At 71.9% G+C, this 15252-nt stretch carries 12 protein-coding genes; 6 read left to right on the forward strand and 6 right to left on the reverse strand.

Annotated elements, in window-relative coordinates; all coding sequences use genetic code 11:
* The 3 genes from ABG085_RS05805 to katG all read left to right on the forward strand — a co-directional run bounded on the left by ABG085_RS05805 (position 1) and on the right by katG (position 4023).
* Positions 1 to 996 (forward strand): stage II sporulation protein M, encoded by a 996-nt coding sequence (locus tag ABG085_RS05805; protein WP_347978472.1) that lies wholly within the window; start codon positions 1 to 3, stop codon positions 994 to 996.
* Between the two features lie 187 nt (positions 997 to 1183).
* Positions 1184 to 1666, forward strand: a complete 483-nt coding sequence (locus ABG085_RS05810; RefSeq protein WP_347978473.1) for a Fur family transcriptional regulator — start codon at positions 1184 to 1186, stop codon at positions 1664 to 1666.
* 47 nt (positions 1667 to 1713) lie between these two features.
* Complete coding sequence (gene katG / locus ABG085_RS05815) at positions 1714 to 4023, forward strand: catalase/peroxidase HPI (RefSeq protein WP_347978474.1); 2310 nt, start codon at positions 1714 to 1716, stop codon at positions 4021 to 4023.
* Positions 4024 to 4089: 66 nt separating this feature from the next.
* On the opposite strand, the gene aqpZ is transcribed toward katG, so the two are convergent.
* The 6 genes from aqpZ to ABG085_RS05845 all read right to left on the reverse strand — a co-directional run bounded on the left by aqpZ (position 4090) and on the right by ABG085_RS05845 (position 10906).
* Positions 4090 to 4887, reverse strand: a complete 798-nt coding sequence (gene aqpZ / locus ABG085_RS05820; RefSeq protein ID WP_347978475.1) for an aquaporin Z — start codon at positions 4885 to 4887, stop codon at positions 4090 to 4092.
* Positions 4888 to 5137: 250 nt separating this feature from the next.
* The gene (locus ABG085_RS05825) at positions 5138 to 6457 is read right to left on the reverse strand and encodes a DUF58 domain-containing protein (protein WP_347978476.1); all 1320 of its coding nucleotides are present in this window, start codon (positions 6455 to 6457) and stop codon (positions 5138 to 5140) included.
* 63 nt (positions 6458 to 6520) lie between these two features.
* On the reverse strand, positions 6521 to 7450 hold the full coding sequence (locus ABG085_RS05830; protein WP_347979286.1) for a MoxR family ATPase: 930 nt from the start codon (positions 7448 to 7450) through the stop codon (positions 6521 to 6523).
* 95 nt (positions 7451 to 7545) lie between these two features.
* Positions 7546 to 8769, reverse strand: a complete 1224-nt coding sequence (locus tag ABG085_RS05835) for a DUF4350 domain-containing protein (RefSeq protein ID WP_347978477.1) — start codon at positions 8767 to 8769, stop codon at positions 7546 to 7548.
* A complete protein-coding gene (locus tag ABG085_RS05840) occupies positions 8766 to 9449 on the reverse strand; it encodes a DUF4129 domain-containing protein (protein ID WP_347978478.1) in 684 nt (227 codons plus the stop codon). Before ABG085_RS05840 ends, ABG085_RS05835 begins: the two co-directional genes overlap by 4 nt.
* Positions 9446 to 10906, reverse strand: coding sequence for a glycerophosphoryl diester phosphodiesterase membrane domain-containing protein (locus ABG085_RS05845; protein WP_347978479.1), 1461 nt, complete (start codon positions 10904 to 10906; stop codon positions 9446 to 9448). Before ABG085_RS05845 ends, ABG085_RS05840 begins: the two co-directional genes overlap by 4 nt.
* Before the next feature lie 224 nt (positions 10907 to 11130).
* On the opposite strand from ABG085_RS05845, the gene mtrA reads away from it, so the two are divergent.
* Genes mtrA through ABG085_RS05860 form a run of 3 tightly spaced genes read left to right on the forward strand, consistent with a single transcriptional unit; the run spans position 11131 to position 15247 of the window.
* Complete coding sequence (gene mtrA, locus ABG085_RS05850) at positions 11131 to 11811, forward strand: MtrAB system response regulator MtrA (RefSeq protein ID WP_347978480.1); 681 nt, start codon at positions 11131 to 11133, stop codon at positions 11809 to 11811.
* Between the two features lie 5 nt (positions 11812 to 11816).
* Positions 11817 to 13547, forward strand: a complete 1731-nt coding sequence (gene mtrB, locus ABG085_RS05855; protein ID WP_347978481.1) for an MtrAB system histidine kinase MtrB — start codon at positions 11817 to 11819, stop codon at positions 13545 to 13547.
* Complete coding sequence (locus ABG085_RS05860; protein ID WP_347978482.1) at positions 13544 to 15247, forward strand: GerMN domain-containing protein; 1704 nt, start codon at positions 13544 to 13546, stop codon at positions 15245 to 15247. The genes mtrB and ABG085_RS05860 overlap by 4 nt, the downstream gene beginning before the upstream one ends.
* Positions 15248 to 15252: the final 5 nt, after the last annotated feature.

Below are 15252 nucleotides of genomic sequence, written 5' to 3' on the forward strand. Positions count from 1 at the left end.
ATGGATCTCGACGCGCTCACGGCCGCCCGCCGCGAGGAGTGGGAGCGACTCGACGAACTCAGCCGATCCCGGCGTCTCTCGGGCGCAGAGGTCGACGAGCTCGTCACGCGCTATCGAGCGGCATCGGCCGACCTGGCCGACGCGAAGACATCGGCGGGACGCAGCATCCAGGGCGACCACATCTCGACCATGCTCGGGCGGGCGCGGCTGCGACTCACCGGCGCACCCGAGAACGTCATGCGTCAGATCCCGCGATTCTTCGCGCTGCAGCTCCCGGCCGCGTTGTACCGCGTGCGCTGGGCGACATTGGCCATCGCTCTGGGTTTCGTGGCGGTCGCCGGCGTCGTGGCGCTGTGGGTGGCCGGCGACCCGGCGCTGGTCGCGAGTCTCGGCAGCGAGGCCCAACTCGAGCAGTACGCCGAGAACGAGTTCACGGAGTACTACAGCGAGAACCCTGCGGCGGTGTTCGCCGGCACGGTCTGGACCAACAACGCCTGGATCGCCGCGCAGTGCGTGCTGTTCGGCATCACCGGGGTGTGGCCCGTCATGGTGCTCGTGCAGAACGCGGTCGGCGTCGGCACGGCCGCGGCGATCATGACCGCCTTCGATCGCGGTGACGTCTTCGTGCTGTACATCCTCCCGCACGGCCTGCTCGAGCTCACCTGCATCTTCGTGGCCGGGGCGGCAGGGCTGCAGATCTTCTGGGCCTGGGTCGCGCCGGGTCCGCGCTCGCGGGGCGAGTCGCTGGCGGCGGCGGGCCGGTCGCTCGCGACGATCGCGATCGGGCTCGTCATCGCCCTCGGCGTTTCGGGCATCATCGAGGGCTTCGTGACCGCGCAGCCGTGGCCGTGGCCGCTCAAGATCGGGATCGGCGCGGCGGCGCTCGCGCTGTTCCTCGTCTACATGCTGGTGGTGGGCCGCCGCGCGCACCGCCTGGGTGAGAGCGGCGACCTCACCGAGTACGAGGCGGGCACCCCGACCCTCGTCGCGGGCTGACTCCCGGCATCCATGCGCCACCACTTCCCACCCGCCGCCTGCGGCCTTCATCCCTGTTCACTTGCGCTGAACGTACGCTCCGCGGCGGGAATCGCGTACGTTCAGCGCAAGTGAACGCCCGGGGGAGGGGCGACGAATGGCGCATATCACTGTTTTGAATGGATCAAAACAACGGTAGGCTGAAGGCATGCCCGCCCACTCCACCGTCGACAGCCACGCGGTCGACACGGCGGCACGACTGCGCGCGGCCGGGCTGCGGGTCACCGAGTCACGGCGCGCGGTCGTCGAGGCCCTCGTCGAGCGCCCTCACGCGAGCGCCGACGAACTGTTCGGCATCGTGGCGCGGACGATTCCCGGCACGAGCCTGCAGTCGGTGTACAACGCGCTCGGCGACTTCGTCGACGCCGGGCTCGCGCGCCGCATCGAGCCCGCGGGCCGCCCCGGCCTGTTCGAGCTGCGCGTCGACGACAACCACCACCACCTCGTCTGCTGCGAGTGCGGCGCCGTGCAGGACGTCGACTGCGTCGTGGGCGAGGCGCCCTGCCTGACGCCGTCCGACGCGCACGGCTACGCCCTGCAGGCCGCCGAGGTGACTTTCTGGGGCGTGTGCCCCGCCTGCGTGACGGCCCGGGCGAGCGCCACGGAGCCGGTCGCCGCCACGCGCCCCTGACACCCTGCCCGACCCTCTGATAGCCCATCCCGATTGGAAGGAAGCTCATGACCGACACCAACGACACGATCCCGGAGATCGGCGAGAACCCCACCGACGCCGACCAGGCGGTCACGCCGATCGACACGCCGGTCGACGAGCGCGCGGACGGCGAGACGCGCCCGCGCCCGAACGAGTCCGAGAGCTGCCCGGTGATCCACGGCGGTCAGCCGCACCCGACCACCGGCAACGCGAACAGCGTGTGGTGGCCCAACCAGCTGAACCTCAAGATCCTGGCCAAGAACCCCGCGGTCGCGAACCCCCTCGGCGAGGACTTCGACTACAAGGCGGCGTTCGAGGCGCTCGACCTCGCTGCGGTCAAGGCCGACATCGCCCAGACGCTCACCACGTCGCAGGACTGGTGGCCCGCGGACTTCGGCAACTACGGTCCGCTCATGATCCGCATGGCCTGGCACAGCGCCGGCACCTACCGCGTCACCGACGGTCGTGGAGGCGGCGGGGCCGGTCAGCAGCGCTTCGCTCCGCTCAACAGCTGGCCCGACAACGTCAACCTCGACAAGGCCCGCCGCCTGCTGTGGCCCGTCAAGAAGAAGTACGGCCAGTCCCTGTCGTGGGCCGACCTCATGATCCTCGCGGGCAACGTCGCGCTCGAGTCGATGGGCTTCGAGACGTTCGGCTACGCGGGCGGTCGCGTCGACGTGTGGGAGCCCGACGCCGACGTCTACTGGGGCCCTGAGACCACCTGGCTGGACGACGAGCGATACTCGGGCGACCGGGAGCTGGAGAAGCCTCTCGCGGCCGTGCAGATGGGCCTGATCTACGTGAACCCCGAGGGCCCCAACGGCAACCCCGACCCGCTGGCCTCGGCCCGCGACATCCGTGAGACCTTCGGCCGGATGGCGATGGACGACGAGGAGACCGTCGCGCTCATCGCGGGCGGCCACACGTTCGGCAAGACGCACGGCGCCGCACCCGACACGAACATCGAGGACAACCCCGAGGCGGCCGGCCTCGAGCAGCAGGGCCTCGGCTGGAAGAACAACCACGGCACCGGGCACGGCGACGACACCATCACCTCGGGCCTCGAGGTGACGTGGACCTACCACCCCACCCGCTGGGACAACGAGTTCTTCCACATCCTCTACGCGTACGAGTGGGAGCTCATGCGCAGCCCCGGCGGCGGTCACCAGTGGCGCCCGATCAACAACGGCGGCGCCGACATGGTGCCGCTGGCGCACTCGAACGGCCGTCGCGAGCCGCGCATGCTGACGAGCGACCTGGCTCTCCGCACCGATCCCGCATACGACGCCATCTCGCGCCGCTTCAAGGACGACCCCGAGGCGTTCGCCGACGCGTTCGCCCGCGCCTGGTTCAAGCTGACGCACCGTGACATGGGTCCGATCGACCGCTACCTCGGACCCGAGGTGCCGGCCGAGGAGCTGCTGTGGCAGGACCGCGTTCCCGCCGTCGAGCACGACCTGATCGACGCCGACGATGCGGCGGCGCTCAAGGCGCAGATCCTCGCGTCGGGCCTGAGCATCTCGGAGCTCGTCGAGACGACGTGGGCGGCGGCATCCTCGTTCCGCGGCAGCGACAAGCGCGGCGGCGTCAACGGCGCCCGCATCCGCCTGGCCCCGCAGAAGGACTGGGAGGCGAACAAGCCCGCTCAGCTGCAGACGGTGCTGGCGAAGCTCGAGCAGATCCAGGCGTCGTTCAACGACGGCCGCACCGACGGCAAGAAGGTGTCGCTGGCCGACCTCATCGTGCTCGCGGGCAACGCGGCGGTCGAGAAGGCAGCCGCGGACGCGGGCGTCGAAGCGGAGGTGGTCTTCCACCCGGGCCGCACCGACGCCACGCAGGAGCAGACCGACGAGCAGTCGTTCGCGTTCCTCGAGCCGATCACCGACGGTTTCCGCAACTACTACGGGCCGCGCGCGTTCATGCCCGAGGAGCACCACCTCATCGACCGGGCGAACCTGCTCACGCTGAGTGCTCCCGAGCTCACGGTGCTCGTCGGCGGCCTCCGCGTGCTCGGCGCGAACTGGGACGACTCGGACTACGGCGTCTTCACCGACCGCAAGGGCGTGCTGACGAACGACTTCTTCGTCAACCTGCTCGACCTCGGCACCACGTGGAAGCCGCTGGACCCGGGAGCCCACGCGTTCTCGGGCGCCAAGGACGGCTCGGGCGAGCCCGTCGGCATCGGCACCCGCGTCGACCTGCTGTTCAGCTCGAACTCCGAGCTGCGCGCGGTCGCCGAGGTGTACGCCTCGGACGACGCGAACGAGAAGTTCGTGCGCGACTTCGTCAAGGCATGGGGCAAGGTGACCGAGCTCGATCGCTTCGATCTCGTCTGACCTCGCGTCACGCAAGAGCGGCCCGTCCCCGGAAGGGGACGGGCCGCTCTGCGATGCGTGCCGTGCCTAGGGGAGGCGCGCGGTGGCCTGCACCGGCGGCAGGGTGCCCTTGGGCTCGAAGAGCGCGCGGTGCAGGACGCCGGCGAGGAGGCCGCCGACGATCGGGAATACGATGAACACCCACAGCTGCGAGAGCGGCTCGAGGCCGCCGTAGATCGCCGCCGCGATCGAACGTGCCGGGTTCACCGACGTGTTGTCGATCGGGATCGAGATGAGGTGGATGAGGGTGAGCGTCAGGCCGATGGCGAGAGGTGCGAGTGCCGCGGTGCCGCGCGTCGAGTGGGTGACACCCAGGATGATGAGCACGAAGATCGCCGTCAGCAGCACCTCGGCGATGATGGCAGCCCCGAGACCGAAACCGCCGGGGGAGCCGAATTCGCCGGTGCCGTAGCCGTTGGAGGCGAACCCGCCGTCCTGGGCGTTCGCGAGCCAGTCGTCCGTGCCGAAGATGCCGATCAGCACGATGAGCGTCGTGCCGAGCGCGCCGCCGATCAGCTGCGCGATGATGTAGCCGATCGTGTTCTTCCACTCGAAGCGGCCGGCGGCGGCGAGTCCGAGCGTGATCGCGGGGTTGAAGTGGCCGCCCGAGACCGGACCCCACGCGTAGGCACCGACGACGACGGTCAGGCCGAACGCGAGCGCGACGCCGACGAACCCGACACCGAGCGGGTTGCTCTCGGCGTCCGCCGGGAAGTTGGCCGCGAACAGCGCGGTGCCGACACCGCCGAAGACGAGCAGAAACGTTCCCAGAGCCTCCGCGACGAGCCTGTTCACCGCGGTGGGCGGGATGGTGGTATCCGACATGGCGGACTCCTTTCCTCGTCGTGAGGCTAGCGTTCCACCCAGCGGATTCCCAGGAACCGCGCGCGGAGTGTCTGAGTGTGGCGCGTGATCTCGCCAGTTTTCCCATCGTGTTCAGGCATTCGTCGCCGGCTGTTCGGCGTCCTTCCGCGTTTGGGGCGCGTGAGAGGCGTTCGGGGCGTGGGTCGTGCGCCCCAAACGTGCGCGGCGCGCCCCAAACGGGTGATCGGATACGAACCGCCCGGTCGCCGACTCAGAGGCGTCCGGCCGCCTTGAGCGCGAGGTAGCGGTCGGCGATGCGGGGTGGCAGGTCCTCGGGCGTGGCGGCGATGGCCTCGCCGCCTGCACGGCCGATCGCCGCAGCGACGACGGCGGCATCATGCGCCGCGCGCTCGATCGCCGCGGCGCGATACACGTCGGTGGCGTCCGGCCGCTCGGGCAGCGGGTCCTGCTCGTCGGTGACCGCGCCGACGAGCACGTGCGCGCCGTGGGCGAGCGCCGGCAGCGACCCGAGGAAACCGCGGGCGGCCTCCGCGGCGTCCTGCGCCGTCAGGAGCACGACGAGCGACGGGCGGGAGGTGAGCAGCCGCACCTGGGCGAACGCGGCGTCCCAGTCGGTGTCGATGAGCTGCGGCTCCACCGGAGCCATGGCGTCGACGAGCGCCGGCAGCAGACCCGGGCCGTCGACGCGCGTGACGCGGGCGCGGATGGTGCGGTCGAACATCAGCAGGTGGACGTGGTCGCCGGCCCGCGTCGCGAGGGCGGCCAGCAGCAGCGCCGCCTCCATCGCGGCATCCATCCGCACGCCGTCGCCGACCCGGGCGGCCGCGGTGCGTCCCGTGTCGATCACGATCACCACGTGTCGGTCTCGCTCGGGGCGCCAGGTGCGCAGCATCGTCGTGCTCGACCGCGCCGTCGCGCGCCAGTCGATCGAGCGCACGTCGTCGCCGCGCACGTACTCCCGGAGGGAGTCGAACTCGGTACCCTGTCCGCGCACCTGCACGCTCGTGTTGCCGTCGAGCTCGCGCAGCCGTGCGAGCCGCGAGGGAAGATGACGCCGCGCGGTGAACGGCGGGAGCACTCGCAATGCGCCGGGCTCGTCGAGCCGCGCCTGGCGTCCGGCGAGCCGCAGCGGGCCGTCCGAGCGCACCACGACGAACCGCGAGCGCAGTTCGCCGCGACGGCGGGGCAGCAGCGGGATGGCGATCGTCCGCGACTCGCCCGGCGGGATGTCGATCGCCGGGCGCTCCGCCGGCGCACCGGCGGTCGGCTGCCAGGCATCACGCACGCGCCCGCGCACGGCGCGGCCGCTCGCGCTGGTCTGATCGGCACCGTTGCGCAGCACCAGCTCTGCGCGCACGGCCTGGCCGAGAAGCACGCGGCGCGGCAGCCGTCGCTGCACCGTGATCCGGCGGGGGTCCGGCGCTGCCGCCGCATCTGCGAGCGCCGCCACCAGGCACAGCAGCATCCACCCTGCCGCCGCGAGCCACGCGTCGACGCCCGCCGCCGAGAGCAGCACGACGGGCACCGCTCCGACGGCGAGGAGCAGCGGCAGGCGACCGGTCAGGTACATCAGGCGTCGTTCCGTTCGGCGCGTTTCGTCTCGCTCGTTCCTCGCTCGCTCAACGACCGGCTCCTAGATCGGGACGCGCGTCTGCTGCAGGACCGAGCCGAGTACGGCGTCGACCGAGACGCCCTCGAGCTCCGCGTCGGGCCGCAGCCGGATGCGGTGCCGCCAGGTCGGCAGCAGCATCGTCTGCACGTGGTCGGGGGTGATCGCGGGATACGCGCCGAGCCACGCCCAGGCCTTCGACGCCGCGAGGAGTGCGGTCGCCGCCCGCGGGCTGACGCCGAGCTGCACCGAAGGACTGCTGCGGGTGGCCTGTGCGAGATCCACGATGTAGCCGAGCACGTCGTCCGAGACGGTGACGGATGCCGCGGCCCGCTGCGCCGCGCGGATCTCGGCGGCGCTGGCGGCGCGGCCGAGACCCGCGCCGGCGAGGTCACGGGGGTCGAAGCCGCTCGCGTGGCGGCGGAGGACCGCGAGCTCGGCATCCCGTGCCGGCACGTCGACGATGAGCTTCAGCAGGAAGCGGTCGAGTTGGGCCTCAGGCAGTGTGTAGGTGCCCTCGTGCTCGATCGGGTTCTGCGTGGCCGCGACGAGGAACGGGTCGGGGAGCGACCGCGTCACGCCGTCGGTCGAAACCTGACGCTCCTCCATGGCCTCGAGCAGTGCGGCCTGCGTCTTGGGGGGCGTGCGGTTGATCTCGTCGGCGAGCACGACGTTCGTGAAGACCGGGCCCTCTCGGAACTCGAATTCGCCGGTCTTCGCGTCGTAGACGAGCGAGCCCGATACATCGCCCGGCATCAGGTCGGGCGTGAACTGGATGCGCGTGGTGCCGAGGCCGAGCGCGGTCGAGAACGCCCGCACGAGCAGTGTCTTGGCGACACCCGGAACGCCTTCGAGCAGCACGTGCCCGCGCGCGAGCAGGGCGATCAGGAGGCCGGTCACGGTGCCGTCCTGGCCGATGACCGCCTTGCCGACCTCGAGGCGCACGCGGTTCATCGCCTCGCGGAGCGCGGCGTCGTCGAGCGCCTCAGGTGCGGGCGTGCGGGCGGGCCCGTCGGGGGTGGTCGTGCTCGGCGCCGGTGGCGTATCCGTCATCGGGGACTCCTTTCGGGGCGGACGGCCGCGCGGGCGGCGTCCTCGAGGTCTCTCAGGCGTGTGCTCAGGGCGACGAGGTCGGCGTCGCTGCGGGGGATCTCATCGAGCAGGATGCCCCGCACCGCCCGGCGATCGAGGCCGGTGCGGCCGGCGACGGCGTCGGCGATCTCGGGGGCGGCGGCGTTCGCGGCCAGCCCGAGCAGGGTGGCGAGGCGCCGCAGCGCGCCGATCCGGAGCCGGTCCGCGGCGTGCAGAGGATCTCCGGCGCGGGCATAAAGGCGCGCGCGGCCCTCGGTCGTCTCGGACGCCCGGACCGTCACCGGCAGGCGCTCGGCGACGAGCGGGCCGAACCGGCGGCCGCGCCAGATGCCCGCGGCAACGCCCGCGACGAGCAGCAGCACGATCACGGGGCTCACCCACGGCGGGGTGAGATCACCCAGAGACGGGTTCGCGTCGGCGAGGTCGGTGTCGCCCAGGCCGGGGATGTACCAGACGACGAGCGGATGCCGCCCCATCAGGTTCGCGGCGAGTGCGGCGTTGCCGTTCTCGGCGAGGTGCTCGTTCGTGAAGAGGGCGGCCGCGTCGACGGCGGCGACGCGGCCGCCGTCGCCCGTCCGGACGAGGAGGCCGAAGCCGTCGGCGGCCGGATAGCAGGCGGCTGTGCCGTCGCCCGCGCTGTAGAGGCCGCCCGGGGTCACGGGGCCGGCACGGACGGCGTCCTGCACTTCGCAGTCCGGCTCGAGGCTCGCGGCATCGGCGCCGCCCGGAGCGACGCCGGCAGGTGCCGAGCCCGGCAGCAGGAGGTCGAGCGTCCGCGCCCGCGGTTCGATGAGCACGACATCGTCGGCGGCCCCGGCGAGGCCGGCCACGGCGTCATCGGACAGTGCGGGCGCGTCGGGCAGCACGAGGCTCGCCGGGCCCCCTTCGAGGGCCTCGGACGCCGCCGCCCGATCGCGCGCGACGACGACGTCCACGCCGTGATCGCGCAGGACCTCGACGATGCCGCGCATTCCGTCGGGGCCGCTGGAGTCGGGGTCCAGTGCACCGCGCTGGGCCCACTGATTCGCCGCCGACACCGCGCCGCCGATGCCGCCCACCACGAGAAGGACGAACGCGATGGCGACCCATGCCGTTACCCGGCGGCGGCGGGAGGGCGCCGGCGGGGCGGTGGCGCCGGGCAGCCCGGTGTCGGGCAGCGGGGGAGTGGCCGTCGCGCTCACGCCGGCACCTCCTCACGCGCCGCCGGTCGCGCCGAGACGACGGCGTCGTCGACGGCGGCGACGAGGCGGTAGAGCTCCGCCGTGCCGGGGCGCCGCAGGTAGCGGACATCGTCGAACGCCGCCGCGGCGTCTTCGAGTCGGGTGGCGAGCGCAGGGAAGGCACGTGCCGCTGCCCGCGCGAAGGCGTGCACGGTCGCGCCGGGGGGCGGGTCGACGACGCCGCGTTCCAGGCAGCCGCGGGCGAGGGCGCGGAACCTCAGCACGATGGCCACGTCCCAGTCGGACGCCCGGGCGCGCTCGGCGGCGGCGCCGCGCAGCTCGGCCGCAGAGCGGTGCTCGGTGTCGCCGAACAGCAGGGGCGTGCGCGGGGCCGAACGGCGGGTCACCCGCGGCACGCCCCACACCAGGAACGCCGCGACGATGATCACCACGACCACGATCGCGGCGACCAGCGCGAAGGTCGAGCCCCACCCCCCGGACACATCCGGGTTCAGCAGCGAGCCGATGAAGTCGCCGATCGCACGCGCGATCCGGTCGAACGGCGTCGGCTCGGCGATGTCATAGGAAGGGTCCGACAGTTCCTCCTCCGCCCAGCGCCGCGCCTCGTCGCCGTCCGGCGTCAGCGGCGGCACGGCGTCGGTGGGACGCTGCAGCGCCGACCGTGCGGAGGTCAGGCTCACGGCGCGTCGCGGTCGGTGCCGCCGGGAGCTGCGCCAGGAGCGGTCCAGGCGGTGGACGAGGGCGGCTCTGCGGGCGGGACGGCGTCGGGGGAGTCCGCGGTCGCGTCGGCCGGCAGACCGGAGCCCTCGGTCTGAGCCCTGTGTACGGGAGGCGTCGGCGCTGCGCCGTACGCCGGTGGCGGCCCATAGGCGGGCGGTGCCCCGTAGGCGGGCGGTGCCCCGTAGGCGGGCGGTGCCCCGTAGGCGGGCGGTGCGCCGTAGACCGGCGGTGCGCCGTACCCGGGGTGGGGCCCATAGCCGGGCTGCGTGCCGGCGGGCGGCGTTCCGTACGCGGCCGTGGAGCCCGGAAGCGGGTATCCGGGCGGATACGGGTACCCCGCGTACCCGGGGAACGTGCCGGGAACGCCGCGCGGCGCGATCGCACGCCCGATGTGCTCGCGATAGGGGTCGGCGAGGCCGGGGGCTCCGGCATCCCGTCGCTCCACATACGCCAGCAGGTCGAGATCGAGTCCTTCGCGCCGCATGCGGCAGTCGATGTAGATGAGGGCGGTCGCGGTCGACTGCACGACGACCGCGACGGACTGGAGCAGCAGGGTGAGCACCTGCGTCAGCAGGGCCGCCGCGATGAAGCCGATGATCGCGGTCGGCTCGGGGTCTCCGGTCGGCGCGATGATCGTGGTCAGGCCCATCGACAGGAAGCTCATCGGCAGGCTCACGACCTGCGCCACGGCGGCGAAGATGACGCTGATGACGATGATGACCCCGAGGGCGGGCCAGAAGCGCCGGCGCGTCAGCGTCCAGGATCGCGAGACGGCCTGCAGGATCGTGGCGTGCTCGATGATGATCACCGCGGGCACGAGCAGCAGCTTGATCATGAGCCACCACGTGAGCGGGATCGCCGCGAGGATGACCAGGATCGTGAGCCCGATCGCCGCAGGCAGCGCGGCCATCGCGATGCCCACGATCGCGAGCACGACGACCGTGACGAGAGCTGCGACGGCGAGGATCACCAGCAGCGAGTACCCGATGAGCCGCCACGCGATCGGCTTGACCTGTCGCCACAGCGCGCCGAGCGAGAGCTTCTCCGCGACCGCCGCATGCGTCACTTCGACGACCACGATGCCCTGCACGATGACGCTGAGGGCGCCGGCCGCGAGCGACAGCACGATGCCCGCGATCGCGGTCAGGGCGATCGAGCCGGCCAGGATCGTGTCGTACTCCTCGGTGCCCTCCGGCACCGTGTCCAGGCGCGAGAACGTCGCCCACGTCACGGCGAGCACTCCGCCGAGGACCACCACGTAAGCCAGGGTCTGCACCACCAGTGCGAAGCCGAGGAGCACGCGCGGGTTCTGGCGCAGGGCAGCGAACGAACGGCCGAGGATCGTGCCGAACGACAGCGGGTGCAGTGGGATGATCCCGGGGCGGGACGCCGGCGTCCAAGCCGGGTACGCGGTCACGGTTCCCCTCTCCGTCGGCGCCGGGCGGTCGGTGCGCGGCGATGGTCGGCTTGTTCCCTATCGTTCCACATCGACCGGATGCCGCACCCGCCGCGCGCGAGGCACTCCCGGCGTGTGTTCGGGCGAGGTACGGCCGGTGCACAGGCCGTGTCGACTACTCTGTGTGAAGCGCATGGGGACGGCGCGTGCCGTCTGTGCCTGGAGAGAAGGAACGAACGCGCGCGATGACTTCACGCATCCTGGTGGTCGACGATGACACCGCCCTGGCCGAGATGATCGGCATCGTGCTGCGCACGGAGGGATTCGAGACGGTCTTCTGCGCGGACGGCGCCCAGGCGGTCGACGTCTGGCGCACCGAGCGGCCAGACCTCATCCTGCTCGATCTCATGCTTCCCGGCATCGACGGCATCGAGATCTGCACCCGCATCCGCGCCGAGTCCGGCATCCCGATCATCATGCTGACCGCGCGCACCGACACGGCTGATGTCGTGAAGGGCCTCGAGTCCGGCGCCGACGACTACATCGTCAAGCCGTTCAACCCGAAGGAGCTGGTCGCGCGCATCCGCACGCGGCTGCGTCCCGCGAGCCAGCAGTCCAACGACTCGCTGCGGATCGGCGACCTCACCGTCGATGTCGCCGCGCACGAGGTCCGTCGCGGCGACGGCCCGATCGCGCTCACGCCCCTCGAGTTCGAGCTGCTCGTCGCGCTCGCATCGAAGCCGCAGCAGGTGTTCTCGCGGGAGATGCTCCTCGAGCAGGTCTGGGGCTACCACTACAAGGCCGACACCCGCCTGGTGAACGTGCATGTGCAGCGCCTGCGGGCGAAGGTCGAGAAGGACCCCGACAATCCCAAGATTGTGACGACGGTGCGCGGCGTCGGATACCGCGCCGGCGCCGTCGTCTGAGGAACATGGTGACGGCGCCGATCACGGGCGTGAGCCAGACGCGTGCGCGCGTCGCGTGGTGGCGCCTGTGGCGGGCGTGGCCGGGCGACATCGCCGGCCTCTGGCGACGATCGCTGCGCTTTCGAACCCTGCTCGTGACCATCGGCCTCACCGCGCTCGCCGTGGTCGTGGCGTGCGTCTGGATGGGGCTGGCGATCCAGAACGACCTCTTCGCGTCGCGCAAGGACCAGGTGCTCATCGACGCCGAGCAGGCGCGCGCGGCGGCGCAGCGCACGCTCGATGCGGCGGTGCAGAGCGACGCCGTGCAGATGCAGAACGTGATGACCCTCGCGTTCACCGCTCTGGGCAACCAGTCGTCGGCCGACATGGTCGCCGCGTACCGGATCGGGCCGCCGGTGCCCAACGCGCCCCAGGACTTCAGCACCGCCGAGGCTGTGATGCCCGACCTGCTGACGTCGTCCATGCGCGCCCTCGTGCGGACGAACCCCGACCAGCAGATCTGGCAGTCGGTCGCGCTTCCCGACGGCGCCGACACGAGCGTGCCCGGCATCATGGTGGGCCAGCAGCTCACCATCGAGGGCGTCGCCTCGTACGAGCTCTATCTCGCCTACGACCTGGCGAACGCGCCCGAGACCCTCACCTTCGTGCAGCGGACCCTGTGGGTCGTGGGCATCGGTCTGGTGCTGCTGATCAGCGGCATCGCGTGGTTCGTGCTGCGATCCGTGACCGCCCCGATCAGCGAGGCGGCCGACACCAGTGCGAAGCTGGCGGCCGGGCAGCTCGACGTGCGACTCCCGGTGCACGGCGAGGACGAGCTCGCGACCCTCGGTCGTTCGTTCAACGCGATGGCCGACAGCATCGAGTCGCAGATCAAGGAGCTGGCCGAGCTGTCGCTCGTGCAGCAGCGCTTCGTCTCGGACGTGTCCCACGAGCTGCGCACCCCGATGACCACGATCCGCCTGGCCGCCGACATGATCAACGACCAGCGCGACGACTTCGACCCGGCGACCGCCCGCGCGGCGGAACTGCTGAACGCCCAGGTGCAGCGGTTCGAGACGCTCCTGACCGACCTGCTCGAGATCAGCCGGTACGACGCCGGATCGGTGCAGCTCGAGCTCGAGCCGACGAGCCTCGCGCACCTCGCCGAGGACGTCATCGGGTCGATGGAGCACCTGGCCGAGCAGCACGGCACCGACGTGCGTCTCGTCGCGCCCGGAGGGTACTCGCCCGTCGAGATGGACCCGCGGCGCGTACGCCGCATCGTCCGCAACCTGCTCGGCAACGCGATCGAGCACGGCGAGGGGCGCCCGATCGTGGTGACCGTCGACAGCAACCAGCAGGCGGTCGCCATCGGCGTGCGCGACTTCGGTCTGGGCATGAAGTCCGAAGAGGTCGAGCACGTGTTCGACAGGTTCTGGCGTGCCGACCCGTCGCGCAAGCGCACGATCGGCGGCACCGGCCTCGGCCTGTCGATCGCGCTGGGCGATGCGAAGCTGCACGGCGGCGAGCTGGCCCTGTGGTCGGAGCCCGGCCGGGGCACCAACTTCGTGCTCACTCTGCCGCGGCAGGGCACGCCCCTGGACGGAGCGTCGCCGATCCCCGTCGATCCGGGCGACGACGCGGTCGCGCCCCTCGAAGACCTCGGGCTCACCGCGCCCATCGAGGTGCCGCACCGCGTCGGGCCCGGAGGCGCCGGCGACCCGGGACAGACCGCGCCGCAGGGAGGAATCGCATGACCCGCGCTCGCGGCATCCTGGCCCTCCTGCTGGCGGTGTGCGCGGTGGTCGTGACCGGCTGCGCGGGCTTCGCGACCGGCGGGCCGCCCGAATACGGGCTGCAGAACGGCGAAGCCGACAACGGCTCGCAGAACCTCGTCTTCATCCCGAACCGCCCGCAGCCGGGCGCCACGCCGCAGCAGATCGTCGAGGGCTTCATCGACGCCGGCTCCGGACCGGGTGTCGCCGGCAACTGGACCGTCGCCCGCGAGTTCCTCGCCCCCGAGATCCGGGACGACTGGATGCCGGAGGCAGGCGTCATCATCGATGAGCGCGCTGAACGGGATTATGTCGAGACGCAGGAGGGCGTGGTCGACTTCGCCTCGGAGGTCGTCGCGTCGGTCGACGACAAGGGCGCGTACCAGCGTGCGGACATCTCGCCGGGGAGCTGGCCGTTCCGCCTCGAGAAGCAGTCGGACGGCGAGTGGCGCATCACCGAGGCGCCCCCCGGCATCTGGCTCGATGAGGCGCAGTTCCCGAGGGTCTTCAACCGCTACCCGCTGATGTACTTCGATCCGTCGTGGCAGTTTCTCGTGCCCGATGTGCGCTGGTTCCCGGTGACGAACGCGGCGGGCAGCATCGCGGCCGCGCTGGTGAACAAGCCGCGGACCGAGTGGCTGGCGGAATCCGTCGACTCCGCCTTTCCCGACGGTGTGACCGCAGTGCCCTCCGTCCTCGTCGACGACGAGGGAGTGGCCGAGGTCGCACTCACGGAGGAGCTGCTCAGCGCGAATCCGGAGGCGCTCGACCGCATGCTCACGCAACTGGAGGAGAGCCTGAGGACGGCGGGCGTGACCGAGGTCGTGATGACCGTGGACTCGACGCCGGTCGACGCCCAGCCGGTGGCGGTGCGCTCGACGCGCGTGCCGGCCGCGCCGCTCGTGCTGACCGAGGCGGGATTCGGCTTCCTGACGGGCGACGAGATCGACCAGATCCCCGGGCTCTCGGCGGCCGTGCAGACAGCGGCCCCCGTGAGCGTGCAGGTCGGTGCGGAGCGCGACCTCGCCGCGGCGAAGCTCGCCTCGGGGCAGGTCGTGCGGCTGAACGCCGCCGGCACGGATCCGGAGCCTCTCGACGCGCGTGCCGGACTGGTGGACCCCGTCATCGACAACGCCGGCGCGGTGTGGAGCGTTCCGCAGGAGCAGCCCTCCGCGCTGCGGGTCTTCCTGCCGAACGGGGATGCGATCGACATCGCCGACGCCTGGAGCGGTGCGACCGCCATCGGGGGCATGGCGCTCTCGCGCGACGGCACCCGTATCGCCGCCGTCGTGAGCGAGGGCGGCCGCAGCGTGCTGTCGGTGGCCGGCGTGATCCGCGAGGACGGCGTGCCCGTGCGGCTCGGTCAGCCGATGCAGCTGGCTGCCGTCGGCGGCGCGGTGGTCGGCGTCACGCAGATCGGCGTCACCTGGATCGATGACGCGAACGTCGGAGTGCTCGCGGGTGCGGAGTCCGACTCCACCGTCGTGGAGCAGGTCGTCGGCGGACCGACATCGCTGTCGACGACGGCCTCGGGCATGGCGTCGATCGCGGGCGGCACCGGCATCTCGACCCTGCGCCTGCGGGCCGAGGATGGCACCCTCTACGTGAAGCGCGGCACGGCCTGGCAGCCGACCGCGACGGGCATCCTCCTCCTCGCGACGCAGCAGGGCGCGCCGCAGTAGGCCTC

The sequence above is a fragment of the Microbacterium sp. ProA8 genome, from assembly GCF_039905635.1.
GTDB classification, from domain to species: domain Bacteria; phylum Actinomycetota; class Actinomycetes; order Actinomycetales; family Microbacteriaceae; genus Microbacterium; species Microbacterium chionoecetis.